The 24221-nt window shown below is 65.1% G+C and carries 27 protein-coding genes; 7 read left to right on the forward strand and 20 right to left on the reverse strand.

Annotation, left to right across the window (positions count from 1 at the left end; genetic code table 11):
* Nucleotides 1-95: 95 nt before the first annotated feature.
* Entirely contained in the window at nucleotides 96-1259 is a 1164-nt protein-coding gene (locus ACTJKX_RS14605) for a winged helix-turn-helix domain-containing protein (protein WP_440725691.1), read from the reverse strand.
* A 134-nt stretch (nucleotides 1260-1393) separates the two neighbouring features.
* Nucleotides 1394-2413, reverse strand: coding sequence for a zinc-dependent alcohol dehydrogenase family protein (locus tag ACTJKX_RS14610; protein WP_440725692.1), 1020 nt, complete (start codon nucleotides 2411-2413; stop codon nucleotides 1394-1396).
* Nucleotides 2414-2612: 199 nt separating this feature from the next.
* Here ACTJKX_RS14610 and xseA point away from each other — a divergent pair, with 199 nt between their 5' ends.
* Both xseA and ACTJKX_RS14620 read left to right on the forward strand, forming a co-directional pair.
* Entirely contained in the window at nucleotides 2613-4190 is a 1578-nt protein-coding gene (xseA, locus tag ACTJKX_RS14615; RefSeq protein ID WP_440725693.1) for an exodeoxyribonuclease VII large subunit, read from the forward strand.
* Nucleotides 4191-4244: 54 nt separating this feature from the next.
* Nucleotides 4245-4466 carry a DUF2093 domain-containing protein gene (locus ACTJKX_RS14620; protein WP_105862435.1) on the forward strand — a complete coding sequence of 74 codons (222 nt, stop codon included), beginning with the start codon at nucleotides 4245-4247 and terminating at the stop codon, nucleotides 4464-4466.
* A gap of 93 nt (nucleotides 4467-4559) precedes the next feature.
* Here the strand turns inward: ACTJKX_RS14620 and lpxK are convergent, their stop codons facing one another.
* The 6 genes from lpxK to ACTJKX_RS14650 all read right to left on the reverse strand — a co-directional run bounded on the left by lpxK (nucleotide 4560) and on the right by ACTJKX_RS14650 (nucleotide 9358).
* Entirely contained in the window at nucleotides 4560-5576 is a 1017-nt protein-coding gene (gene lpxK / locus ACTJKX_RS14625; RefSeq protein ID WP_440725694.1) for a tetraacyldisaccharide 4'-kinase, read from the reverse strand.
* Nucleotides 5573-6853: a 3-deoxy-D-manno-octulosonic acid transferase gene (locus ACTJKX_RS14630; protein WP_440725695.1), complete on the reverse strand. Its 1281-nt coding sequence runs from the start codon at nucleotides 6851-6853 to the stop codon at nucleotides 5573-5575. Before ACTJKX_RS14630 ends, lpxK begins: the two co-directional genes overlap by 4 nt.
* On the reverse strand, nucleotides 6850-7554 hold the full coding sequence (locus ACTJKX_RS14635; RefSeq protein WP_311943238.1) for a lysophospholipid acyltransferase family protein: 705 nt from the start codon (nucleotides 7552-7554) through the stop codon (nucleotides 6850-6852). The genes ACTJKX_RS14630 and ACTJKX_RS14635 overlap by 4 nt, the downstream gene beginning before the upstream one ends.
* A 28-nt stretch (nucleotides 7555-7582) precedes the next feature.
* Complete coding sequence (locus tag ACTJKX_RS14640; RefSeq protein ID WP_367626259.1) at nucleotides 7583-7825, reverse strand: DUF4170 domain-containing protein; 243 nt, start codon at nucleotides 7823-7825, stop codon at nucleotides 7583-7585.
* Nucleotides 7826-7943: 118 nt separating this feature from the next.
* Nucleotides 7944-8735: a 3'(2'),5'-bisphosphate nucleotidase CysQ gene (locus ACTJKX_RS14645; protein WP_394311769.1), complete on the reverse strand. Its 792-nt coding sequence runs from the start codon at nucleotides 8733-8735 to the stop codon at nucleotides 7944-7946.
* Between the two features lie 104 nt (nucleotides 8736-8839).
* Nucleotides 8840-9358, reverse strand: a complete 519-nt coding sequence (locus ACTJKX_RS14650) for a GNAT family N-acetyltransferase (protein WP_440725696.1) — start codon at nucleotides 9356-9358, stop codon at nucleotides 8840-8842.
* A 338-nt stretch (nucleotides 9359-9696) separates the two neighbouring features.
* Between ACTJKX_RS14650 and ACTJKX_RS14655 the strand changes: the two genes are divergently transcribed.
* Complete coding sequence (locus tag ACTJKX_RS14655; protein ID WP_311943245.1) at nucleotides 9697-10062, forward strand: nuclear transport factor 2 family protein; 366 nt, start codon at nucleotides 9697-9699, stop codon at nucleotides 10060-10062.
* A complete protein-coding gene (locus tag ACTJKX_RS14660; RefSeq protein WP_394311767.1) occupies nucleotides 10059-10901 on the forward strand; it encodes a helix-turn-helix domain-containing protein in 843 nt (280 codons plus the stop codon). The genes ACTJKX_RS14655 and ACTJKX_RS14660 overlap by 4 nt, the downstream gene beginning before the upstream one ends.
* A gap of 269 nt (nucleotides 10902-11170) precedes the next feature.
* Here ACTJKX_RS14660 and ACTJKX_RS14665 read toward each other — a convergent pair whose 3' ends face one another.
* The 9 genes from ACTJKX_RS14665 to ACTJKX_RS14705 all read right to left on the reverse strand — a co-directional run bounded on the left by ACTJKX_RS14665 (nucleotide 11171) and on the right by ACTJKX_RS14705 (nucleotide 19032).
* A complete protein-coding gene (locus ACTJKX_RS14665; RefSeq protein WP_149251786.1) occupies nucleotides 11171-11506 on the reverse strand; it encodes an antibiotic biosynthesis monooxygenase family protein in 336 nt (111 codons plus the stop codon).
* 18 nt (nucleotides 11507-11524) lie between these two features.
* Nucleotides 11525-12505: a TonB family protein gene (locus tag ACTJKX_RS14670; RefSeq protein WP_440725697.1), complete on the reverse strand. Its 981-nt coding sequence runs from the start codon at nucleotides 12503-12505 to the stop codon at nucleotides 11525-11527.
* Nucleotides 12502-12963: an ExbD/TolR family protein gene (locus ACTJKX_RS14675; protein WP_394311763.1), complete on the reverse strand. Its 462-nt coding sequence runs from the start codon at nucleotides 12961-12963 to the stop codon at nucleotides 12502-12504. The genes ACTJKX_RS14670 and ACTJKX_RS14675 overlap by 4 nt, the downstream gene beginning before the upstream one ends.
* Nucleotides 12960-13628 carry a MotA/TolQ/ExbB proton channel family protein gene (locus ACTJKX_RS14680; protein WP_394311761.1) on the reverse strand — a complete coding sequence of 223 codons (669 nt, stop codon included), beginning with the start codon at nucleotides 13626-13628 and terminating at the stop codon, nucleotides 12960-12962. Before ACTJKX_RS14680 ends, ACTJKX_RS14675 begins: the two co-directional genes overlap by 4 nt.
* Nucleotides 13629-13695: 67 nt before the next feature.
* Nucleotides 13696-14127 carry a hypothetical protein gene (locus ACTJKX_RS14685; RefSeq protein ID WP_394311760.1) on the reverse strand — a complete coding sequence of 144 codons (432 nt, stop codon included), beginning with the start codon at nucleotides 14125-14127 and terminating at the stop codon, nucleotides 13696-13698.
* Nucleotides 14124-14954, reverse strand: coding sequence for an ATP-binding cassette domain-containing protein (locus ACTJKX_RS14690; RefSeq protein WP_440725698.1), 831 nt, complete (start codon nucleotides 14952-14954; stop codon nucleotides 14124-14126). The genes ACTJKX_RS14685 and ACTJKX_RS14690 overlap by 4 nt, the downstream gene beginning before the upstream one ends.
* Nucleotides 14951-15937: a FecCD family ABC transporter permease gene (locus ACTJKX_RS14695; RefSeq protein ID WP_440725699.1), complete on the reverse strand. Its 987-nt coding sequence runs from the start codon at nucleotides 15935-15937 to the stop codon at nucleotides 14951-14953. The genes ACTJKX_RS14690 and ACTJKX_RS14695 overlap by 4 nt, the downstream gene beginning before the upstream one ends.
* Nucleotides 15938-16010: 73 nt before the next feature.
* Complete coding sequence (locus ACTJKX_RS14700) at nucleotides 16011-16895, reverse strand: heme/hemin ABC transporter substrate-binding protein (protein ID WP_440725700.1); 885 nt, start codon at nucleotides 16893-16895, stop codon at nucleotides 16011-16013.
* A 10-nt stretch (nucleotides 16896-16905) separates the two neighbouring features.
* Nucleotides 16906-19032 carry a TonB-dependent hemoglobin/transferrin/lactoferrin family receptor gene (locus ACTJKX_RS14705; RefSeq protein ID WP_440725701.1) on the reverse strand — a complete coding sequence of 709 codons (2127 nt, stop codon included), beginning with the start codon at nucleotides 19030-19032 and terminating at the stop codon, nucleotides 16906-16908.
* Nucleotides 19033-19278: 246 nt separating this feature from the next.
* Between ACTJKX_RS14705 and ACTJKX_RS14710 the strand changes: the two genes are divergently transcribed.
* Together ACTJKX_RS14710 and ACTJKX_RS14715 are read left to right on the forward strand one after the other, a co-directional pair.
* On the forward strand, nucleotides 19279-20157 hold the full coding sequence (locus ACTJKX_RS14710; RefSeq protein ID WP_440725702.1) for a ChuX/HutX family heme-like substrate-binding protein: 879 nt from the start codon (nucleotides 19279-19281) through the stop codon (nucleotides 20155-20157).
* Complete coding sequence (locus ACTJKX_RS14715; RefSeq protein WP_311943268.1) at nucleotides 20154-20525, forward strand: bleomycin resistance protein; 372 nt, start codon at nucleotides 20154-20156, stop codon at nucleotides 20523-20525. Before ACTJKX_RS14710 ends, ACTJKX_RS14715 begins: the two co-directional genes overlap by 4 nt.
* Before the next feature lie 65 nt (nucleotides 20526-20590).
* Here ACTJKX_RS14715 and ACTJKX_RS14720 read toward each other — a convergent pair whose 3' ends face one another.
* Nucleotides 20591-21580, reverse strand: coding sequence for a zinc-dependent alcohol dehydrogenase family protein (locus ACTJKX_RS14720; protein ID WP_440725703.1), 990 nt, complete (start codon nucleotides 21578-21580; stop codon nucleotides 20591-20593).
* A 103-nt stretch (nucleotides 21581-21683) separates the two neighbouring features.
* Between ACTJKX_RS14720 and ACTJKX_RS14725 the strand changes: the two genes are divergently transcribed.
* Nucleotides 21684-22583, forward strand: coding sequence for a LysR family transcriptional regulator (locus ACTJKX_RS14725; protein ID WP_440725704.1), 900 nt, complete (start codon nucleotides 21684-21686; stop codon nucleotides 22581-22583).
* A gap of 8 nt (nucleotides 22584-22591) precedes the next feature.
* Here ACTJKX_RS14725 and ubiA read toward each other — a convergent pair whose 3' ends face one another.
* Together ubiA and ACTJKX_RS14735 are read right to left on the reverse strand one after the other, a co-directional pair.
* A complete protein-coding gene (gene ubiA, locus ACTJKX_RS14730; protein ID WP_440725705.1) occupies nucleotides 22592-23554 on the reverse strand; it encodes a 4-hydroxybenzoate octaprenyltransferase in 963 nt (320 codons plus the stop codon).
* A gap of 15 nt (nucleotides 23555-23569) precedes the next feature.
* A complete protein-coding gene (locus ACTJKX_RS14735) occupies nucleotides 23570-24037 on the reverse strand; it encodes a hypothetical protein (protein ID WP_311943275.1) in 468 nt (155 codons plus the stop codon).
* Between the last annotated feature and the right edge of the window lie 184 nt (nucleotides 24038-24221).

Raw genomic sequence — 24221 nt, forward strand, 5'->3', positions numbered from 1 at the left:
CCGTCATCCCCGGCGCGGCCGAAGACCCCGCCCGGGATGACATGTCTTTTAGGCAACAGTGGATGCTGCCCATCAGCATCGATAACGTGCCGGCATCACTCCGCCAGCTGGAAGGCCTCGAAGCGCCCCAGCGCTTCCTCGATCGCGGGCTTGTGGGCGGCGGCATCGCCCTTACCCACCCAGTTCCATTGCTGGATCAGCACCTTGCCGGCGGCGCGGTCCGTTTTGAGATCGATGGCCGCCACCACCTCTTCGCCCACCAGCACCGGCAGGGCGAAATAGCCGAAAACCCGTTTTTCCTTCGGCACATAGGCCTCGAAGCGGTGATCATAGTCGAAGAAGAGTTTCAACCGCTTGCGCTGGATCACCAGGGGGTCGAAGGGCGAGAGGATATGCACGAGCTCGGCCGGCGGCGCCGCGGCGACGGCGTCGAGCGTTTCGGGGCTGGCCCAATGCTCGGTCTTGCCGGCCCCCTCGACCTCCACGGCCACCAGGTCTTTGCGCCGCACCCGGCTTTCGAGGCGCTCGCGCACCGCACCCTTGCGGCCGGCATCGAGATGACAGATCGAATCGAGGCTGATCAGCCCCTGCGAGCGTAGCGCCCGGTCGATGATGTAGTCGAGCCGCTGGCGCTCGGTGGCCGGCTTGGGCTTGAGGTCTCGCTGCTCGGCCCAGCCGAAATGACGCTCCATCAGCTCATAGGTCTTGAGCATGCCCACGCGGGCGCTGATGGTCAGCACGCCGGTATAGAAGGCAAGCTGCAGCGCTTTCTTCGAAGGCTTGCGGCTGGCCCAAGGATGGGTCTTCTCCACCAGCACGTCATCGTCGATGTCGCGGATGGAGAGAGCCCCGCCCTTGCGGATCAGGCTGAGGACCTTGCGCAGATCGGCCTTCGACACGCTCTCGAACCAGCCATTGGGCCGGTCGAGATAGGCCTTCATGTCGGGCAGGAAGTAGCGCAGGTCCTGGGTGGGAATATAGGACAGCGCATGCGTCCAATATTCGAACACCGACTTGTCGGCGCTCTGCGCCTGGACGAGATGGTCGCGGCGATAGTCGGGAATGCGCGTCCACAAGATGTGATGGTGGCTGCGCTCGATCACGTTGATGGTGTCGATCTGCACATAGCCCAGATGCGCGGTCGCCGCAGGAGTCGCCTGCGGCCCGTCGCCGAAGGGAGCCAGGCTGTCGAGACGCTGGGCCCTCAGCCAGATGCGCCGGGCCTGCGTCTTGTCGATGGAAGGCGGTTTACGGGGCATGCAATCTCGCCAGAATACGGGGCGGCTGGGAGCAGGCTCCCAGCCTTCATGCCCTGCAAGATAGGTCTTCCCGGCCGAGTCGCCAGCCCCGCGCCAGCTTTTTGTTCACGAAACGTTTACGGTCCGGCGGCTTGTCAGGGCACGAAGAGGATCTTGACCTCGCCCGGCCCGGCCGGCCTGGCAATGATGGCGGGCACCTCCTCCAGCCTGACCTCGCGCGAGATCAGCTCGTCGAGCTTGAGGGCTCCGCTGGCCACCAGTTCGGCCGCCCGCCGATGGGTGAAGGGGTTGATGAAGGAGCCGAACACCTTCAGCTCGCGGAACAGGATATCGAAGGGCTCGACTGCCACCTTCTCGCCCTGCGCCATCACGCCGAGGATCACCACCGTGCCGCCGGGACGGGCGAGCCGGAAGGACTGCTCCACCGTTTCGGCCACGCCAGCGCATTCGATCACCACGTCGGCGCCGCCGGGCAGCAGGCCGTCGGGGCCGGTGACGTTGGCGATGAAATCGCCCTGGGTGGGATCGATGCTGGCGGTGGCGCCCACGCGCTCGGCCAGCTCGCGCTTCACCGCCTGGCGGGTAGAGAGCACCACGCGTGACGCGCCGGCAAGCCTGGCCAACTGCACCGTGATCAGCCCGATCACGCCGCCGCCGAGCACGATCACCGACGAACCCGGCTGGATGTCGGCGATGTCGATGCCGTGCAGGCAGCAGGCGATCGGCTCGCAGAAGGCGCCATGGCTGGCCTTCAGGGACAGCGGCAGCTCGTGGGCCTGCTGCTGCGGCACGATCACATAGTCGGCCAGCCCGCCGTCGCGGTGAATGCCGATGGCGGTGAGATTGCGACACAGATTGATCCGCCCGTTCTGGCAGTGCACGCAGCGCCCGCACACGATATTGGGATCACCCGTCACCCGCATACCGACACGCAAGCCCTGCACACCCGGGCCGATCTCCTCGACGATGCCGCAGAATTCGTGGCCCAGGGTCACCGGCGGCTTGGAGGGAAACTCGCCCTTGAGCAGATGGCGGTCCGTGCCGCAGATGCCGGAGGCCTCGACCCGCACCAGCAGGTCGCCCGGACCAGGCTTCGGCCTTTCCACCTCCTTCAGAAAAAGCTCTCCCACCGCATCGAGCCGCACCGCCTTCATCGTTGCCTCCGCCTGTTGTTTTGATTGTTCATACAATTCTAGGCCGGATTCGGGGCCGCGGGATAGTACCCGCCGGCATTTCCTTGGAGTGCGGACATCCCAGCGACATGCTTATGTCGCTGGGATGTCCGCTCTTGAACCGCCAGCGTTCAGAGTGAAGAGCGGACAAGATGTCCGCGCTCCATGTAAGATAGCCGCCATGCCCGACAATTCTCCTGATTCTCAGCCCTCCAACGCCCCTGAATGGTCCGTTTCCGAGCTCTCCGGCGCCCTCAAGCGCACCGTGGAGGATGCCTTCGGCTATGTGCGCGTGCGGGGCGAGATCTCGGGCTATCGCGGCCCGGTGGCGTCGGGACACGCCTATTTCGCCCTCAAGGACGAAGGCGCCAAGATCGATGCGGTGATCTGGAAGGGCAATCTCGCCCGGCTGCGCCAGCGCCCCGAGGAGGGCATGGAGGTGATCGCCCATGGCCGGCTGACCACCTTCCCCGGCAAGTCCTCCTATCAGATCATCATCGACCGGCTCGAACCGGCCGGCCTCGGTGCGCTGATGGCGCTCCTGGAGGAGCGCCGCCGCAAGCTCGCGGCCGAAGGCCTGTTCGACGAGGGCCGCAAGCGTTCCCTGCCCTTCCTGCCGCGCGTGATCGGCGTGGTCACCTCACCGACCGGCGCCGTGATTCGCGACATCCTGCATCGCATCACTGACCGCTTTCCGCGCCGGGTCATCGTCTGGCCGGTGCGGGTGCAGGGCGAGACATCGGCCGCCGAGATCGCCAATGCCATCGCCGGTTTCGATGCCCTGCCGGCCGGCGGCCCGATCCCGCGCCCGGACGTGCTGATCGTGGCGCGCGGCGGCGGCAGCCTGGAGGATCTGTGGTCGTTCAACGAGGAAGTCGTGGTGCGCGCCGCCGCGGCGTGCTCGATCCCGCTGATCTCGGCGGTCGGCCATGAGACCGACTGGACGCTGATCGACCATGTCGCCGACCGCCGGGCCCCGACGCCGACCGGTGCCGCCGAAATGGCCGTCCCGGTCAGGGCCGACCTCTTCGCCAATCTGCACGATCTCGGCGCCCGCCTCACCGGCCATGCGCTACGCATGATCGAGCGCCGGCGCCAGGACCTGCGCAATCTCGGCCGGGCCCTGCCCAGTGGCGAGGCCCTGCTCGCGACTCCGCGCCAGAAACTCGACCTTGCCGCCGGCCGCCTGGTGCACGCGCTCACGCTCAACACCCGCCGCCACCACCAGCGCTACGATGCGCTCACCCGCCGGCTGCTGACGCAGAGCCCCGCCAACCGGCTCGACCGCAGCCGCGACCGCTTCCACGCCATCGCCGAACGCCTGGAGGCTTCGGCGCGCATCGCCCTCGCCCGCAAGCGCGAGGCCTTTGCCGGCCGAGCCGGCCAGCTCACCCCGCTCTTGCTGTCCCGCCGCAGCGAGGCCGGGCGCGAGCGCCTGTCGAGCCTCGCCGGCCGCCTGCTGCAGGCCGCGGCCGCGCGCACATCGGCCCAGCGCGAAAGGCTCGACCGCTTCGCTGTGCTCTTGGAAGCCTATTCCTACCAGGGCGTGCTGCAGCGCGGCTTTGCCCTGGTGCGCGACGAGCAAGGCAGCCCCATACGCAATGTCGCGGCAGCCCAGGCCGCAGCGAGCCTTGACCTGCAATTCGCCGATGGCCATTTCATCGTGGGCAAGGGTGCGCCCCCGCCGTCCCCAGGCGTGGCGAAAGCCAAGCCGAAGAGCGGACAGGCCGGTCCGCAGCCGAGCCTGTTCGACGATTAGAATTGGCTCTGTTATAGTTTAGACAAGATCAGCAACACATAGGCCAGCGCCTCCATGAACCGTCACGAAAGCCGCATGACTTTGCCCGGCGAAGCACAGGTCCAGTACCTCGATTCCGATTTCCGCATCCTCAAGCCGGGCAACTATGTGCGCTGCGCCGTGACCGGCACGCATATCCCGATCGATGAGTTGCGCTATTGGAACGTCGACCGCCAGGAAGCCTATGCCAGCCGCGAGGCCGTGCTGGAGCGGCTGAAGGGGCTCGGCGAGATCTGACAATCCGGGTGCGCGGACGTCTCGTCCGCTCTTGGAAACAGCGCGCTTGCAGTCAAGCAAGAGCGGACAGGATGTCCGCGCTCCAAGGCGTCCTCACCCCGCCAGGCGGAAGCGCTTCACCAGGAAATCGTGCATTGCTTCCTCGTCGTCGAAGGAAAGCTGGATCGGCACGGTCTGGCTGATCGAGGCGAGGCCGATGCGCGCAGGGCCTCCGGTGAGGCGCGTCATATCCTTGGTCGTCGTCACAGGAATAAGCTTGGCCGCTTGTGCCCGCGCCGCGATCCTGGCCGCCTCCTCCTCACTGAAGGCATGGTGGTCGGCGAAGACCTCCGTCGCGGCGATGATGGCCCCCATATCGGCCAGGGTCTTGAAGAACTTCTCGGGACGACCGATGCCGGCAAAGGCCAGCACCCGCTTGCCGCGCAGGGACGGCGCCTGCGGATCGAGGCCGATGCGGGCCCGGAAGACGGCGACACTCGAGCCGCGGGCGAAATCATAGACGGCCGTTCCCGCATCGCCGGGCCCGATCACCACTACCGCCGAAGCAAAGCCGATCTGGTCATGGATATCGGCCCGCAAGGGGCCGGCCGGAAAGGCCAGGCCGTTGCCGATGCCCGTCTCGCCATCGACGGCGATGATCGAGCAATCCTTGGTGAGAGAGGGGTTCTGGAAGCCATCATCCATGATGATGATGCTGGCCCCCTGCTCGATGGCCAGCGCCGCACCAGCCGGCCGGTCGATCGACTTCACCGTCAGGGCCTTGCGCGCCAGCAGCAGAGCCTCGTCGCCTACCTTGTCGGCGGCGGCGTCGGGCTTGACCACCAGCGGCCCCTTCTCGCTGCCGCCATAGCCGCGGGTAAGGAAGGCCGGGCGCTGGCCCGCCGCGATCAGGATATCGGCAACCGCCAGCGCCAGCGGCGTCTTGCCGGCGCCGCCAAGCGTGAAATTGCCGATGCAGACCACGGGAACGCCGGCCCGGCTGCCTGGCTGGCGCATGCGCGCCGCGACCTTTCCGCCATAGAAACGGGACAGCGGCATGAGCAGGCGGGCCAGCCAGCCCCGCGGCCGGTACCAGAAGGCCGGCGCCTTCAGGCTCATGCGCATGCTCATGGCCGCCCCGCCCCGAGCGGTAGCAGGGCAATGAGCGTCCGCTCCAGCGCCCCGGTCAGCGTCGCGATTGCCTTGGCGCCGCCGGCTGCGACGCGCTCGACCTCAGCCGGCTCGGCCAGCAGCCGCGCAACGGCACCGGACAGCTCAGCCGAGCCGTGCACGACCACGGCCCCCCCCATGCCATCGAGCGCGCCATAAGCCTCGACGAAGTTCTGGACATGGGGCCCGTGCAGCACGGCTGCGCCGAGCTTGACCGGTTCGATCGGATTCTGCCCGCCCTTGCCGAGCAGCGACTTGCCCATGAAGACGATGCGGGCTAGGCGATAGAACACGCCCATTTCCCCGACCGTGTCTGCGACATAGACATCGTGCCGCACTTCCAGGGCAGTGCCCCGCGAGCGAAGGGCGACGTTCAATCCCTTTTCCCGCAAGGCTGAGGCGATCGCCTCGCCACGTTCGGGATGCCGCGGCACGATCAGCGTCAACAGGCCGGGGAAACGGTCCTTCTGTGCGGCATGCACCTCGCCCGCCAGAGCCTCCTCCCCCTCATGCGTCACCGCCGCGAGCCAGAGCGGGCGACCCGCCACCGCCTGCCGCAAACCTTCGAGCACGCCGGGATCGGCGGGCGGCAGCGGTGCGTCGAATTTGAGATTGCCGGTGACCACGACGCGCGGCGCCCCCAGCGAGGCAAAGCGCCGTCCGTCATCCTCGCTCTGTGCGGCAATGAGGTCGAAGCGCCCGAGCAGCGCGGCGCTGGTGCGCGGCACGCGGCACCAGCGCGCAAAGGAGCGCGGCGACATCCGCCCGTTGACCAGCGCCAGGGGAATGCCCGCCGCCTTGATCTCGGCGATCATTCCCGGCCAGAGTTCCGATTCCAGGAAACAGACGAGATCCGGCCGCCAGTGCTCGAGGAAACGCCTGACATAGGCGGGAATATCGAGCGGCACGAACTGATGGATCGCCCCGGGCGGCAGGCGCTCCGCCATCAGGGCCGCCGAGGTGACGGTACCGGTCGTCATCAGGATACGATAGCCCTCCGCCGCCAGGCGCGCAGCCAGCGGCAACAGGGTAATGGCTTCCCCGACACTGGCACCATGCAGCCAGGCCAGCCGCCCCTCGGGCCGAGGCCGGCCGGCAATGCCAAGGCGTTCGGACCGGCGCGAGGCATCTTCCTTGCCGCGGCGCTGGCGCTTGTCCAGCAACAGGCCGGCGAAAGGACGAAAGCAGCTGGTCGCCAGCCGGTAGGCCCTGAGGCTGAGGGGAAGCGCTGTGCTCACGTACCTGCCTTCACGAAGGTTCGCCCGACCATGGCATAGGCGGTGCGATGCGCCGCATCGAGGGCGTTCTCGACCTCCAGGCGCTTCGCCTCCATCAGCGCCTTGTCGGCATCCTCGGGCACATGCACGAGATCACCGACCACGAAGGCGCCGCGCGAAAACGGCATGTTGATCACGGCCTTGTCCCAGGTCGAGAGCTGGATCATGTTCGAGGTCGCCACGGCGACCGGCACGATCGGCCGTCCCGACAGGCGCGCAAGCGTGACGATGCCGAGCCCGGCCACGCCGCCGGTGCGCGGCACGTCCGCCGTCACGCCCACCGACTGGCCGTCCTTCAGGGTGGCCACCAGCTCGCGCAGGGCCGCGGGACCGCCCTTGTGGTGCTGGCGCTGGGGCCTGCCACCCGAGCCGCGCACCAGGCCGAGCCCCAGACGCGTCACCGCAACCGCGTTGATCTCGCCGTCGCCATGGCGCGAGATCAGGATGCGGAACTCATGCCCCTCGCGGCGCATGAAGGGCACCAGGAAATGCTGCCCGTGCCACATCGCCACGATATAGGGATATTGGTCGCGAATGGGCCCGTAGAGATCGGCCGGACTGTCGGCAAAGCGGCTGGTGCCGTGCACGAGCTTCAGCCATGCGGCGAGGCCCTCGCCGATGGCCTTCTGCACGAAGCGGGATCGGCCGATATTCTTGATCATTCCAGGGGCCTATCATCGACCATGGTTATCAGCGCTTGGTCGTGTCGGTCGTCGGATCGAGCAGGCGATGCAGATGCACGATGAAATAGCGCATCTGGGCATTGTCGACGCTCGCCTGGGCCTTGGCCTTCCAGGCCGCCTGGGCGCTGGCATAGTTGGGGTAGATGCCGACGATGTCGAGGCCCTGAAGGTCCTTGAACTCCACGCCTTCGATCGAGCTCAGCTCGCCGCCGAAGACCAGATGCAGCAATTGTTTCTGAGGTTCGCTCATCCCATGCTCCTATAGCGTTTTCCGGAAAATCTGACAGACTCTTAGATCAAGAAAACGCGTTAAAACAAATAGTTAGATCAAAATGACAATTCAGGGAAAAGTCATTTTGCTGTAAAATTCAGTTCATGCCCTCGAACAGGGCAACCAGGGCGCCCTGACGCTCCCGCCCAGCCATCACGAGCGGCCGGTGCACGGGGTCGGGGCGGTTATAGACGATGTCCCTGCCGGCCACGGTAGTGAGAAGCCCGCCGGCCTCGCTGAGAATGATATCGGCTGCGGCAATGTCCCAATCATGCGAGGATCCCGAAGCGAAAGCGCCGTCGACGCTACCCTCCGCCACCATGGCGATGCGCAGGGCCAAGGACGACATCGACGAGGCCCGCTCGACCCGCGGCAAGGCGCGCTGGGCCAGATCGAACATCGGCTTGGGGCCCGCCAGCGTGCGAATGGCAGCGAGAGCTCCTTGGCTGGCGTTGAGCGCAACGTCGTTCTTGAAGGCGCCCAGGCCGCGACCGCCCGTATAGAGATCGCCATTGCTGGGACGCAAGAGCACGCCCGCCAGCGGACGCCCGGCCTCGACCAGCGCGGCCGAGATCACCCATTCGCCGTTGCCGGCGATGAAGCCGCGCGTGCCGTCGATGGGATCGACCACCCAGACCTGCTGCTTGTCCAGCCGCTCAGTGGTGTCGACGGCTTCCTCCGACAGCCAGCCGACCGCGCTGGAGACGTGGCGCAGCCGCTTGGCCAGATGGGCATCGATGGCAAGATCGGCCTCGGTGACCGGCGACTTGTCGGCCTTGTCGAAGACACGGGCCCCTTCGCGCGCAAAGCCGAGCCCGATCTCGCCCGCTTCCCTCACAGCCTCGATCAGCAGAGGCAACGCCTCGCCCGCACTCAACCCCCGGGCCATACGCCCTGCCCCATCCTTCTCGATCATGGCTCGGATTTAGGCGAGCCGGCCAGTACGTGCAAGCGAGAACCATGGGTTCTGAGCGGTTGGCCACGCAAGGCGTGTCAGCGGCGTCGCCGCGGCACGTGATAAATCACGGCGGTATATTTCCTGTCACGCCGCTCGGCCGCCGGGATTCCACCCAGGTCCTCGGCAATCCGGCGGCTTGCCAGATTCGCCTCTGCGACGGGATATTCGAAATATCGCACGGCCGGGTCCTCGGACGCCCAGTCGGCAATCGCAGCGACAGCCTCACGGCCATAGCCGCGCCCATGTTCGTCTTCCCGGATCCAGATACCGAGTTCCGGCGTCTTGCTCGCGGCCCGATGCAGCCCTGCCAGGCCGAGAAACAGTCCATCCCGCCGGCGGACGACGAAAATGTGATCGCTGCCCACCTCGGCCAAGGTCTCCCAATTGCGCCAAATCGAGGCAAAGGCCTCGCGTGACGGCAAAGGCTCCCATGCCATGAAACGCGTCAGGCTCGGCGTGATGCAGGCAAAGATCTCGTCGGCGTCATCGGGTGTGAAGGACCTGAGCAGAAGACGTTCGCTGACAAGGCCGGCGGGCGGTGGATCGAGGGACACAGTGTTCTCCGCTCACGAAATTGCGGCCTGCCGACCGAAACATCCCTGTCGCCGCTTGCGGTTTTCATGAAAGCGGATTTGGAGTGTCAGCCTCTGGCTGACATCTTGAAGAAAGGAAGCAAGATGTCAGCCGGAGGCTGACACTCCGTGTTTCCTGTAACCTTGTAAACAGGCGCGACCGGAAGGCCAGGACATGTCGACAACGACGATAATGTGCCTTCGGAAAGATTCGTCCAGAAAGACCGCCTTGATTACCTGGCGCGTAATTGAGACGCCCCCTTCTCCCGGCCATGCTGAGCGGGCCTGAAGCAATCAGGCCTGCCAATAGGAACATGTCGATGACCGATCCCGCCACCATTGCCCGTATCTATATCGCCACCTGGAACGAGACCGATCCTGGGCGCCGGCGCGCCCTGCTGGATGCCTCCTGGACGCATGACGCCCTCTATGTCGACCCGCTGATGCGCGGCCAGGGCCATGACGAGATCGATGGCCTGATCGCAGCCGTGCAGCAGCGCTTCCCCGATTTTCGCTTCTCCCTGATCGGCGAGGCGGACGGCCATGGCGATCAGATCCGCTTCTCCTGGCAGCTCGGTCCGGAAGGCGCCGATGGGCCGATCAAAGGCACCGACTTCGCCCGGCTCGACCAGGGGCGGCTGCGCGAAGTGAATGGCTTCCTCGACCAGGTCCCGGCAGCGGCATGAGCGCCCGTGGCAGCATCCAGGTCGCCCGCCGACCGGGCGGCTCGCCGCAGGCGAGGGCCCCCCGGGGAGTCGGCGACCATCTGCGCGCCTGGCGCCAGCATCGCCGCATGAGCCAGCTCGATTTCGCGCTGGAGGCGGAAATCTCCCAGCGCCATCTCAGCTTCATGGAAAGCGGCCGTTCCAAGCCAAGCCGCGAGATGGTGCTGCATCTGGCCGAGAGGCTGGAAGTGCCGCTGCGCGAGCGCAATGCCCTGCTGCTCGCGGCCGGTTACGCACCGGTCTATCAAGAGCGCGGGCTGGATGATCCGGCCCTCGCCCCGGCCCGCGAGGCGATCGACCTGGTGATCGGCGGGCATGAGCCCTACCCCGCCCTTGCGGTCGACCGCCATTGGACGCTGGTCGCCGCCAACAAGGCGATCGCACCCCTGTTGGTCGGAGTTGCCGACAAGAGCCTGCTGGAGCCGCCGGTCAATGTGCTGCGCCTCGGCCTGCATCCCGGCGGTCTCGCGCCTCACACCGCCAATCTGCCCGAATGGCGCGATCATCTGCTCGAGCGCCTGCGCCAGCAGATCGCCGTCAGCGGCGACGAGATCCTCGCTCGTCTCCTCGAGGAACTTTCCGCCTATCCGGTTCCGGCTTCGCGCAGCAAGCCCCGCGCCGATCTCGGCGGCATCGTCGTGCCCTTCGAGCTCAGGACACCGCAGGGCCTGATGTGCTTCTTCTCCACCACCACCGTGTTCGGCACGCCCGTCGACATCACCCTGTCGGAGCTGGCGCTGGAATGTTTCTACCCCGCCAACGCCGAGACGGCGGAGATCCTCAAGCGGACGGTGCTGTGAGAGGAATCGCTACTTCTGGGATCACAGGCATCCCTGCCTGCCTTTAGAGCCCTTCGACCGTTGGAGAAGAAGAGCAGGCAATCGCGACATGCAAGCATGTCACCGAGATGCCTGCGATCCCGGAAGTAGCATCTCCCACAAGGCAGTGCATAGAAAACGGGCGGGTTCCTGCCCTGGTCTCCCCGGAAGCTGGAGGTCGCCTTCTCCCGGGAGGACGAGGCCGAAACCCGCCCGTCATTCCCCTCGTAGCGCGGGGAAATGCGTGATGATCAGGCCGCCTTGCTCTCAGTCGGCGCATCCAAAGTCTGCAAGACCTCGAAACCTTCGAAGACGGGGTGGCCGAGCGTCAGCGCCGGGCCCTTGCCGGCATTACGATGCGACAGGCGGAAAGCCTCCGACTGAGTCCAGGCCTCGAAATCGGCCTTGGACCGCCAGACCACATGCGAGGAATACAGGACATGGTCCTCCCGCTCCGGCCCGCGCAGCAGGTGGAAGGAGACGAAGCCGGGCAGCTTGTCGATATGCACTTCACGATCGCGCCAGACGGTCTCGAAATCCGCGGTGGATTCCTTCTTCACCTGGAAGCGGTTCATGGCGATGAACATGGGTGGTTCCTTTCGTTGTTAGGATCTTGGACATTGAACGGGGACGATGCGCGAAACGGCGCCTCCCGGTGGAGGCGGCGGCGATATTCCGCGGACGGCCGCCAGCGCGGCTCCGTCCAGTGCAGAGTCCCCCGACGGGCTGCTGAGACGTACGCTGCCAACGCTACCCGATGCGGAGACATTGAAGCCAACAGTGGCACGCCTGCCACCTTGGCACGCGATTCCGCCCATGGCCCTCACGCGACTATTCACGGCCGCGACAAGAATGGCATTGTATTTTTTCACCGCAGCACCATTGGTTCGGGCGCTGTCGGCGACACCGATGTCCGACATCGCCCCCTCCCCGCCTTTCTGCGCATGACGAGTCTGCGTGGTCGTGTCGAGCTTGGCCAATCGCTTGACCTCCGGCTTATCCTTGACCGGCGTTTCGACCGCCTTCGTCTTCAAGGGTTGCTCTTTAGGCTTCTCAACCTTTTTCTTGGGCTTTTCCGGAATGGGCTTCTCGATCATCGGCTCTTTCGGCTCCGTCACCGTCTCGCTCCGCACAGTGTCGGGAACAGGTGCAACGGTCGCACTGGGCTGCGTCGACGTCGTGGTGACGACGTCAGGCACCAACGCTGCCATCCTGTCCGGCTCGACAGGCGTCGGGAGAGCCTCTTCGGCCACCTGTACGGGCGGGGATTCCGCGCTTTGCTCGTGAGGCGCCGCGGGCTCGGCGGCGACCGCATCGGGCGATATCTCGGTGACGGTATCCTCGGTCAGCGCCTCGCTCTCGGCTACCGGCGAGACGACCTCCTGCGACAGCGGCGAACTTACCTCGTTTACGGCATCATTCGAAGGCGCTGGCATCAGCGATGCCTCGATCGGGCGATTCAAGTGCGTTTCCACGCCGTCATGCGGCACCATCACCCAGGCACCGGCGAACGCCGTCAGATGCAGGAGCGCCGCTCCCGCGATCATGCCGACCCGCCAATCCCTGAAGATGTCGGCCGACGTCATGGCTGGGCAGCCGCCTTGTCGGCCTTGCCGATGAAGGCAAGTTGGCTCACACCGTTGCGGCTGAGATCGGCCATCAGATCCAGCACCTTCTCATAGGGCACGCTGGCGTCGGCGCGGATATGCGCCATCACCTTGGGATCGGCGGCGAGACGGGCACGGATATCGGCATCGAAAGCCTCGCCGCTGCGGGCGTCCTGCCCGATATAGAGCGAGCCATCCGCCTTGATGGAAACCACCAGCGGCTCCTTGGTCGGCGACATCGCCGCCACGCCGCTCGCCTTGGGCAGGTCGACCTTGACGCCAGCCGCCAGCATGGGCGCCGTCACCATGAAGACGATGAGCAGCACCAGCATCACGTCGACGAAGGGGGTCACATTGATGTCCGAAACGGCCTTGGGCGCCCAAGATGCATGACCGGGCGCATCGCCGCCTTCAGGGTCCTGAAGGGAGAAGCTCATTCTGCCGCCTCCCTGAAGCCAATGGCCTTGGCGGACGTTCCGCGGCGGGCCGCCATGGTTTCCGCTTCGCGGCGCAGGACCTGCTCGAACAAGCGGCCGAGGCCGGCCATGCCCTGCGACAATCGATTATAGGCGATCAGAGCGGGAATGGCCGCAACCAGGCCGAGCGCCGTGGTGAACAGCGCTTCGGCAATGCCCGGAGCAACGGTGGCCAGCGAGGTGTCGTTGGCGCCGGCAATGGCGGAGAAGGAGTTCATCACGCCCCACACCGTGCCGAACAGCCCGATGAAGGGCGTCACGGCGGCAATGGTGGCGAGGATCGACAGACCGGCATCGCTGGCGCCGACCAGCCCGCCGGCCGCCTCGCGCATGGCTCGCTCGATCCGGGCTCGATATTCGCCGCCGGTTTCGCCGGGCACGGCGAGCCCGGCCGATTGCTCGCCCTGCGCATGCAAGGCCTGCCCTACGGCCGGCGCCGCGCCGAGGCCCTTGGCCGTTGCCGCTTTCAGCAGCCGACGCAGCTTCGCCTGCCGCCTCACCGTCTCGAAGCTCAGGCCCCAGGACAAGACCGAGGAGATCACAAGGATCAGCATGACGGCCTTCACCACCGGATCGGCGTTGAGCAGCATATTCACGAAGGAAAAATGCGTGGCGGTTTCGGTCATGGCACTCTCGCTCTCACTCTTTGTTTCGACGCCTGTTTGAACCAAGCCTCAATTGAAGAATTCGGCCTCACTTGAAAAATTTGGGTCCGGCCTTCGAACTGACACTGACCGCCTCGAGGCAGGAAGGAGCCCCTGCCTTGCCATTGGCGAACTGGCAGCTCGGCACGTCGTTGAGCAGGATGCTGCCGATGCCCTCGCAGGCGAGCCCGGCGACGTCGAAAGCCTTGACGATGGTCTTGTTGGCCGGGATCGGGGCGAGCTCGACGGCCAGCCGCTTGGCGACTACGCCGTCCGCTCCAAACATCACCAGATCGGCACGCAGGCTCTGCGCCGCTTCCGCGCGTCCGTTCACCAGCACCATGGTCAGCCGGCAATTACCGTTCTGGGTCTCGAGCTTGTTGAGGTCGATCGACACATCGGCAGCCAGGGCCGGCAGGGGTGCCAGGAAAAGCATCGTCGCGGGTGCCAGTACGGCAGCGAAGCGGGACAATTTCGTCATGCGGCTTGGTCCTGTGGAACGGCGTGCATGATGCTGGGGCCGCCATCCTGGATGGCGGCACCCACACGCACCTTGAAGACACGCTCGATGAGGGAAGGAGTAAGGGTTTCAGCCATGGCGCCCTGCGCCGCAATGCGGCCGCGATCGAGCACCAGCGCATCGTCACCATAGATCGAGGCCAGCGTCAGGTCGTGCAGGGTGACCACCACGGTCGCGCCCTGCTTGGCCAGCTGCCGGGCCTGGCCGAGCAGGCGATGCTGGTGTTCGGGATCGAGGCTGGACACCGGCTCGTCCAGAATGACGAGATGCGGCTCGCCCGCCGTGCTGCGATCGAAGATCTGGGCCGCGGCCTTGGCGAAGGCCACGCGCTGGCGTTCGCCACCCGAGAGCGTGGTGACGGCGCGGCGGGCCAGGGGAGCGAGATCGGCGCTGGCAAGCGCGGCCGCGATTGCAGCCTTGTCCCGCGCGGCGCGCGGCGTGCCGGCATGGCAAAGCCGGCCCAGGGCCACGATATCCTCGACGCTGTAGGCAAAGGGGCAATCGAAATGCTGCGCCATATAGGCGCGCTGGGCCGCCAGCGCCTGCGGGCGCAGGCCGGTGAGCGGGACCCCGCCGAAGTCGACCCCGCCGCCGGCCGGTTTGATGGCTCCGCCGATCGCGGCGAGCAAGGTCGTCTTGCCGGCGCCGTTCGGCCCCATCACGATGAGAACGCGGCCTGATACGGCTGCGAACGAGATGTCGTGCAGCACAGGGCGGCCATTGCGCTCGACCTTGAGATCGCGGACTTGGAGATCGCGGACTTGAAGATTGCCGAATTGAAGGCTCATGCGCGCTGGGCCTTCTTCAGAATGGCGATGAAGACCGGCCCGCCGATCAGGCTGGTGACGAGACCGATCGGCAGCTCGGCCGGCGTGATCGCGACCCGGGCCACCGTATCGGCCGCCACCACCAGTGCAGCTCCCAGCAGGGCCGAGGCCGGCAGTACGAAGCGGTAGCGTTGCCCGCCCAGCAGGCGCACGCAATGGGGTGCGATCAGTCCGACGAAACCGATCAGGCCGGTAAAGGCGACGGCCGCGCCGATCGCCAGGGCCGTCGCCGCGATCACCATGCGCTTGAGATGGACGGTGTCGACGCCCGAAAGAAAGGCCTCGCTTTCGCCGAGCGTGAAGGCGTCGAGCCCACGCGCCTGTTGTGCGAGCAGCACGGCCGCAATTGCGAGCGCCACGCCCGCCGCCAGCACGGCGATCCAGTTGGCACGCGAAAGCGAGCCCATCATCCAGAACTGGATCGAGCGAAGCTGGGCGTCGTCGGCGATGGTGATGAACAGGCCGATCAGGGCCATGGCCAAAGCGTTGATGCCGATGCCCGCCAGCAGGAGATTGGCGATGCTGACATGGCCGTCACGATCGCGCGCGATGCGATAGGTGATCACCGTGGACAGGCCACAGGCCGCCGCTGCCGCGGCGGGCAGCGCATAGCTGCCGAGGCCACCGGTGCCACCGACATGCTCCAGCAAGACGATACCGGCGACCACGGCGAGGATGCCGCCGGACGCCGCCCCCGTCAGCCCGGGATCGGCCAGGGGGTTGCGGAACAGGGCCTGCATACCGGCCCCGGACATGGCAAGGCCGGCTCCGACCAGCATGCCCAGCAGCACGCGCGGCAGGCGAATATTGACCAGGATACCCGAATAGAGATCCCAGCTACCCGTCGCCGTCGAGAACCAGGTCGAGACCGGAATGCGCACGCCGCCGAAGCTGAGGCCCATGGCCAGGACCGCCGCCAGCAGCAGCGCGAGGCCAGCCTGCACCAAAGCCTCCCGCCGGTGCGGGGAGAGGCCTTGGGCAAGGCTTCGCGGTGTGACTTGCACCAGACTCATCATCCTACCCCGAGAACCGATCCGGATGCAGGCGCCGCGCCAGCGACTGGATCTGCGTGGCCGCCGACGGTCCGAAACTGAACAGCGTGGAAAGGTCGGTCTCGACCAGCCGGTCGGGCTTGCCGGCAAAGGCCGAGGTCAGTCCCAATTGATCGAGAAAGGCCGTCGCCCCGCCCGTATTGGCAACGACCGCGCTGTCGGCCAGGACGAAATCCGGCGGCGTGGCAGCGAGCACCTCGCGTGACACCGGCTTGAACAAGGGGAAATCGCCGAAGGCATTGGCGCCGCCGGCCAGGGCGTAAGTGGCATCGACCAGCCCCATCTTGCCGCCCGCCATCGGCGTGCCGCCGTCGATGGAGCGGATGAAGCCGATCTTGGGATGGCTGGTGATGCCGTCAAGGCGCTTGGCGACATCAACCATGGTGGCACTTACCGTCGCAGCCAGCGCCTCGGCATCCTTCTCGCGGCCGAGCAAGGCGCCGACATGCTTGATCTTGGCCGCCATGCCCTCCCCGTTCAGGGGGAAGGAGACGATCTCGATGCGCAGTCCCGTGCTGCGCAACTGCTCCACCGCCGTCGGCGGTCCCAGATCGCGATTGGCGATCAGGAGGTCCGGCTTGAGGGAGAGGATGCCTTCCACCGAGATCTGCCTGAGATAGCCGATGGAAGGCAGCTTGGTCACCTCGGCCGGGGCCTTGGACGTGGAATCGACGCCCTGGATGACTGAGACGCCGGCCAGCCTGGCCACGATCTCGGTGACATCCGCGCCGGCACAGACCACGCGCTGGATGCCTTCGGCGCGCGCGACGGACGGCAGGGCCAGCAAGGCGAACGCACCGGCCAGGGCTCCACCTAGGACACCACGACGATTGAGTTCGGAATTTCCCATCACCGCCCCCTCACTTGCCTGCGAGCTTGACGGTGAGCGCGAACTTCGCCGCCAGGCCGGTGGAGTAATCGGAATTGAGGAACGCCTTGTAGCGGCGGTCGAAGATGTTATCGACCGCCAGGCTGGCGCTGACATTGTCGCTGTATCTGTAGCTGGCGAAGACGTCGACCAGGCCATAGCCCCCGCTGGGCTCGTCCACCTTGCGGGACGTCGCTCCGACCAGGGTGACGCGCGAACCGATTGTCAGGCGGTCATCCAGAAAGCGCAGGCCCAATGTGCCGCTGACCTTGTTGGGCGCTACAGAATTCAATGGTTGGTCGGTTACACGGTTCTTGCCGTTGGTATGCGATCCTGCGACCGACACGAAGCCGCCGCCCCAGTCATAGGCCGCTTCGAGCTCGACGCCCATCAGGCGTGCCTTAGCGATATTCTGATATTGCTGGGTGGGAAAGCAGATCTGCGGATTTGGATTGGGAACGTTGCAGACAAAGGCAGGAATGCCCGGGAAGCCCGGCACATAAGGAGCCCCGGCAACGATATCGATGTAGTCGTCGACATTGTTGACGAAGCCGTTCAGCTTGGCTCGGAACGTATCGCCATCCCGGAAGACATTGTCATATTTCGTGTTCACGCCGATCTCGAAGGTGTGGCCGACTTCCGGCCGCAGGTTCGGGTTGGGCTTGATGGGGAAGGACGGGATGGGATGGATACCGTCCATGAGCGTTTCGCTGATCGACGGCGAGCGATAGCCTTCCGCGTAGGTACCGTAGAGTTCGATGCCCTTGATCGGCGTCACGCCGATGGTGATCTTGGGCGACAAATGGCTGCCGTCGGACTCGTATTTGCCGCCTTCGAGCTGGTAGTGATCGTAGCGCAGGCCCCCGACTACACGGAGCCAGTCGCCGTAGCGGACCTCGTCCTGGACATACGCGCCGAGAAGACGCCTCGTGCCCGACGGAGTGAAGGCTGTAACAAAGCCACCGGCACCGTCCCGCGTCTCGACCCGATCGAAGGCTGCGTCGACACCGTAGGTCAGGGCATGGTCGAAGGCTCCCGTCGAGAAGCGCGACGTATTGTAGACGTCGAAGCCGAACGTCCCGACCTTGTCGGAGAGCTTATCGCCCGCCTGCACGCCCAGGCTGGCATAGGTCCCGGGAACGATGATCGTCTTCTCGTTCTCGGTTTCCGAATAATAGACCTTGGCGTTGAAATTGATCAGCGGGTTGTCGGGGCTTTCGAACTTGTAGCCGGCCGTGAAGGTCGAGGTAACCACGTCATTGCGCCAGCGTGAATTGCCGCGGCTGGTATTGTTGTTGTCGAAGTCGAACTTCTGACTCATCGCGCTCAGGCTGACGGTCTGGCCGTCGCCCGGATGATAGTTGAACTTCAGCAGGCCGCCGAAATTGTTCTTGCCGGTATAGGTGACGCGATCGTTGTTGCCGTCACGATAGTCGCCGGCGCCGCGATAGATGAACTGGCCATAGATGTCGGCGACCGTGCCGAAGCGCATGCCTGCCGAGGTCGAGGTGAAGGCGCCAAGACCATTGGAGGACACGCCGACCTTCTGCTCCACGCCCCAGTTCTGGTCAGGGGTGAGGATGGAATCGATGCCGCGGGTGGTGAAGGAGGCCACGCCACCGATGGCGCCCGAGCCGTAGAGGTTGGAGATCGGCCCGCGCACGATGTCGATATTGTTGATGAACTCAGGCTCGAGATAGAAGCTGCCCTGCGCATTGTGGCCGGTGATCTGATAGTCCTGCCGCGCCCCATCGACCAAGACATTGACGCGGCCGAAGTCCTGCATGCCGCGAATGTTGATCGACTGCATGGGGTCGTTCGAGCTCACCTGCGTGGCGACACCCGGCACCGTCTTCAACAGATCCGAAACCGAAGCGGGCTGGGCCCGGTCGATCTCTGCCTGGGTGATCTGACTGACACCACCCAGCGTGTCGATCAGCTTCTCCGACGTCTTGGTCGCCGTTACCGTTACGGTATCGAGCACCACCGGCTCGTCGGCCGCGGCAGCCTGGCCGGCAGGAGCCTGCTGGGCGCGCGCCAGCGTCACGCTTCCCGCCAGCAAGGCAAGAGCAGCTACTGTCGCAAGGCTGCGACTGCGCATGTAATTCGACCTGACCATCTCGGCTCCGCAACGTATAATTATTCAAAACTGCGCTACAGATAATTTATCTTGTAGAAGCAGACGCCGTTTCATACAATTTTGAGCGATTTGCGGCAGCAAACAGGACGTGTCAAGGAATTAATGCTTGATTTTATTAGCATAATTTGCGCAGTTTTTCTTTATTCTAAACTGCATAATTCCTTCTGACGTCCAGTTTTGAATTTTTCTATTTTGCGCCGATCAGAACCGAAGGAAAGAAGGGAAATGAGCGAGTTAAAACAACGGTGGCAGTCTCTCCGGGAAAGTCAGTCCGGATTGCGCATTCGCGATGCCGCGGCGCAATTGGGGGTTTCGGAAGCCGCCCTGCTGGAGACCCGGATCGACGAAGGTGTGAAACGCCTGGCCGTCCGGATCGACGCGCTCTGCGCTGCCTTGCCGCACCTGGGTACCGTCATGTCACTCATCCGCAACGAGTCGGCCGTGCACGAAAAGGATGTGACCTTTCCTGCTGGCGTCGAATCCGATGGCGAGATTCGTTTCACCGACGCAGGATTTGACCTTACCTTAATACCATCAACGGTTGCGCATGCCTTCTATGTAGAGGATGCCAACCCCAAGGGACCGTTGCGCAGCATCCAGTTGTTCGATGCGGCAGGCGGCGCGCTCTGGAAGATCTACGCCCGTGACAGGGCCGATCATGCCGCTTTCGAGCGGCTCCTGGCCGACCTTGCCTGGCCTGAAGACGTGCAGCCCATCTCCTTCTCCCGACCTGCCGCGGCAGCAGCCGATGCCGCCCCGGCCGGCAAGCCCGTCGACCTGCAGACCGTGCTGGAGGCCGTAGCCGCCGAAGCCATTCCGGTCAGGCTGGAAGTCGCCAATCACGGCGTCAGGCAGAGCCATCGCGGGCCGCTGGTGAGGATCGTCAGGATGGGACCCTGGCTGAACGTGCTCGACCCCGGCTTCGACTGGCACCTCAACGAGAAGCCCTTGTCGGGCGGCAGCGTCGAGCCCGGCGACAGGCCGAGCCTGGTGCTGCACCTTGCCTCGGGCGGCGAGGCCGCGCGGCTGCACGCCGACGATGGTGCCACTGCCGTTCAACAGGCAGCCTGGCGTGGCATCCTGGAAAAGGTGGCGACCTCATGAACCAGGCCGTGACCGCACGCCTCACCGGCGCTATCCCAACCCTTGCCTCGCTCAGCTTCGAGGAGACCACGCAGTTCTACCAGAAGCTCGGCTTCGAGGTGCTGCACAGCGACATTTCCTTCCTGCTCTTGCATCGAGACGGCGTGCGCCTCAGCTTCTGGCTGACAGGCAACCGCCGGGTACCGCAGGCGACCAGCTGCTGGCTGGAAGTCACCGGCATCGCGACACTCTACGAGCATTTCAACGCGCTCAACATCGTGCACCGCAAGGGTCATCTCGAGGCCAAACCCTGGGGGACGCGCGAATTCTCGATCACGGATTGCCACGGCAATCTGATCCGCTTCGCCGAACAGCTGCAGGAACACTGAACACTTCGGAAATCTGCCCCGGTTCCGGACAGAACCACGTTCCGACCGGAACCGGGGCAGATCGCTCACAATGTCACCACGACCTTGCCGAGCTGCAGGTTGCTCTCCAGGAAGCGATGAGCCTCGACGATCTCGTCGAAGGCGAAGGTCCTGGCGATCACGGGGCGAAGCGCACCTTTCTGCACCCCATCGAGGATGAAGCCCTTGGCAGCTTCCAGGCGCGCGGGATCGCCCGTGATCTCGTGGACGAGATAGCCACGCAGCGTCAGGCTCTTGCTCAATACCGTGAACAGCGGAAAAGGCGTCGGTTCGCTGCTCAGGCCGCCATATTCGATCAGCATGCCGCCGCGCGCCATGGCGACCGTGAGCGGTACGAAGAGCGGGCCGCCGATCGCATCGAACACCACCCTCACCCCTTGCGGCCCGGCGATCGCCTTCAGGCGCGCTTCGAGATCTTCCTCCTCGGCCGCAAGGACGTCGCCGGCCCCCTGAGCCAGCAAGGCTTGCCGTTTGGCGGAAGTCCGCGTGATCGCAATCGGCCGGGCGCCGACATGGTTGGCGATCTGGATCGCTGCCAGCCCTACGCTGCTCGAGGCAGCCGTGATCGCCACGAACTCCCCCGGCCGGAGCCCGGCAATGTCGATCAAGGCCCCATAAGCGGTGAGATATGGCATCCAGAGCGCTGCGGCATCGACCCAGCCGAGTGACGACGGATGCTTGACGAGGAGGTCGGCAGGAAAGGTTGCCAACTCGCCATAGGCCGGCCAGCGTACCATCGATTGCGGCGGTATGATGCTGACGGCATCGCCGAGCGAGAAACCGTCGACACCGGCACCCATGCTTTCGACCACGCCCGCTGCCTCCAGGCCAAGTCCCGACGGCAGGCCCGGCGTCTCGATATAGCTGCCCTTGCGCAGCAAGGCTTCCGCCCGGTTGAGCCCCAGTGCCTTGACCTGGATACGGATCTCGCCCCGACCCGGCAAAGGAAGCTCTGCCTCCTCGATGAGCAGGACCTCCGGGCCGCCATGCCGATGGAAGCGAATGACGCGAGACATCGACGCAACTCCTAATCAATTGAACTGAATAAGCTATGCGTCAGCGAGTTTCCGCGATAAATGATGGTTCTGGCAGAGCAGAAGAAACCGCTGGTTTTGAATAATGGATCGCCTCGAAAGCATGGCCGTCTTCGTCAGGGCCGTCGATCTCGGCTCCTTCGCCGCGGCGGCGGCCGCCCTCGATCTGTCGGGGCCGATGGTGGGCAAGCATGTCCGCTTCCTGGAAGAGCGCCTCGGCGTCCGCCTGCTCAACCGGACCACCCGCCGCCATAGTCTGACCGATTTCGGCCGGGCCTATTACGAGCGTTGCCGCATCGTGCTCGCGGAGGCCGAGGCCGCGGACGCTCTCGCGGCGGACCAGTTGTCCGAACCGCGGGGCAGATTGCGGGTGGCCATGCCAGCCCTGTTCGGCCGCCACTGCGTCATGCCGGTCCTGCTGGAACTCGCGCAACGGCATCCTGCCCTCGAATTCGATCTGTCGCTGGGCGATCCCATCATCGACCTTGCCGAGAACGGTTGCGATCTGGCGATCCGCACCGGCATGCTCGACGACAGGGCCGGCATCATCGCGCGCCGTGTCGCGCGCCAGCGCATGATCCTGTGTGCCGCCCCCTCCTACCTCACCGATCATGGCACGCCCCTACAGGTCGAGGACCTGGCCGGTCATGCCTGCGTGATCTATCGCCGCTCAGGCCGGATCCGTCCCTGGCTTTTCCCGGCGGCGCAGGGACTGCCGCGGGAATTCACGCCGAACGGCCGGTTGCGGCTGGACGATCTCGCCGCCATCGCCGACACGGCGGCGGCCGGCATGGGGTTGGCCTGGCTGCCCTCCTGGCTGGTCCGCGAGCGCCTCGAGGCCGGGACACTGGTCAAGCTCCTGCCGGATCAGCCGGACTATCTCTACGATGCCTATGCGCTATGGCTGGAAACGCCGCATCTGCCGCGCAAGGTGCGCGTGACGGTCGATGCCCTGGCTGCGGCCCTGCCGGCGATGATGGCTTGACGGCCGCTTCAGAGCCAGTTCCAGAGGCAATCCGCCATCAGGCCGGCAAACAGGATGGCACCGGCATCGCGGTTGGAGCGGAACAGGTTCAGGCACAGCGCACCGTCGCGATGATCGAAGCGCACGACCTGCTGGGCGAGATGAAACGCAAAACCGATGAGGCCGAGATAGGACAGCAGGCCGGCGCCGTTGGCTGCCAGGGCCAACCCGATCAGCACCACGGCGCCGGCGTAGAAGACACCGACCGCACCGCGGGCCTTGTCGCCGAACAGCAGCGCCGTCGAGCGTACGCCGACGATCGCATCGTCCTCCTTGTCCTGGCAGGCATAGATGGTGTCATAGGCGATCACCCACAGCACCGATCCGGCGAACAGCAACAGCGCCGGCAGAGCCAGCCCTGCCGCAGCGCCCGCCCAGCCCATCAGCGCACCCCAGGAAAAGGCAAGACCGAGAACGGCCTGCGGCCAGGAGGTGATCCGCTTCATGAAGGGATAGATAGCCACCACCGCCAGTGAGGAAATGCCCAGCAGCACGGCGAAAAGATTGAACTGCAGCAAGATGCCAAGGCCGGCCAGGGCCTGGGCTGCCAGCCAGGCCGCGGCAGCAAGGGCGGTGACCTGCCCGGACGGGATCGGCCGCGAGCGCGTACGCTCGACCTTGTCATCGATGTCGCGATCCACGAGGTCGTTGAGCGTGCAACCGGCACCGCGCATGATGAAGGCGCCGATCAGGAACAGGGCAAGATGCCAGAGCGTCTGGCCAACGGTGCCGTGGTGGAGGGCTGCAAGTGCCGCCGACCACCAGCAGGGCCACATCAGGAGCCAGCCGCCAATCGGACGATCGGCGCGCGACAGGCGCAGAAAAGGCCGCCAGGCAGCCGGCGCATAGCGGTCGACCCAGTTGCCGGTAGGGGCGTCGGCCACCTTGTTCGCCAGCCCGGTTGGACCAGCCTCGGCGGGAAGCGGCCCCATGCCGGCGCTCTCCCCTTACTGCAGGCGCAGATTGACGGGCGGCTTGGGCGCAGCGGGCCCGCCCCCGCCGCCACGACCGGGCTGCGGAGCGGCCTGCTGGCGCGGCGGATGGGAGCAGATCTTGGCCTTGGTCTTCTGAGTCTGAGTCAGGTCGGCCGTGATCTGCTTGATGTTCTCGTCCGTGATCGAGCAGAATTCCTTGTTGGACTGCATGTAGTCCAACATCTTCTTGTCATTCTCGATATAGGAGGAGAGGCTGCCGCAGAACTCGTTGAATGTCTTCTTGGCCTGCTCGAAGGTCTTGGGCCGCCCGCGCTTGTTGATCGCCTGCAAAGCGGTCGCGATCTTCGTCCGGCGATCGATCATCGGCTGCAGGTCCTTGTTGCAGAACTGATTGCCGATCGGCGCCGACTCCTGCGCTGCGACGGGCGCTGCAGCCAGCAAGGTGCCGGCGACGAGGGAAATCGAAACGAGACGCAACATGAGGACATCCGCAAGATTGGTGGTGACACTCTCGATACAGAGGAACTATTGATCTCGCAAGTTCGGGGCAGCTTGATGGCACGTCCGCCCCCTGTTTTTGTGGTGTGTTTTGTAATTCGAACGTGATGGCAGTAACCGCAAAGACGCTTCGAAACAAAGAATTGCAGCAAACGAGCGTTCATGC

The sequence above is a fragment of the Labrys sp. 22185 genome (assembly GCF_052045555.1).
In the GTDB taxonomy this organism is placed as follows: domain Bacteria; phylum Pseudomonadota; class Alphaproteobacteria; order Rhizobiales; family Labraceae; genus Labrys; species Labrys neptuniae.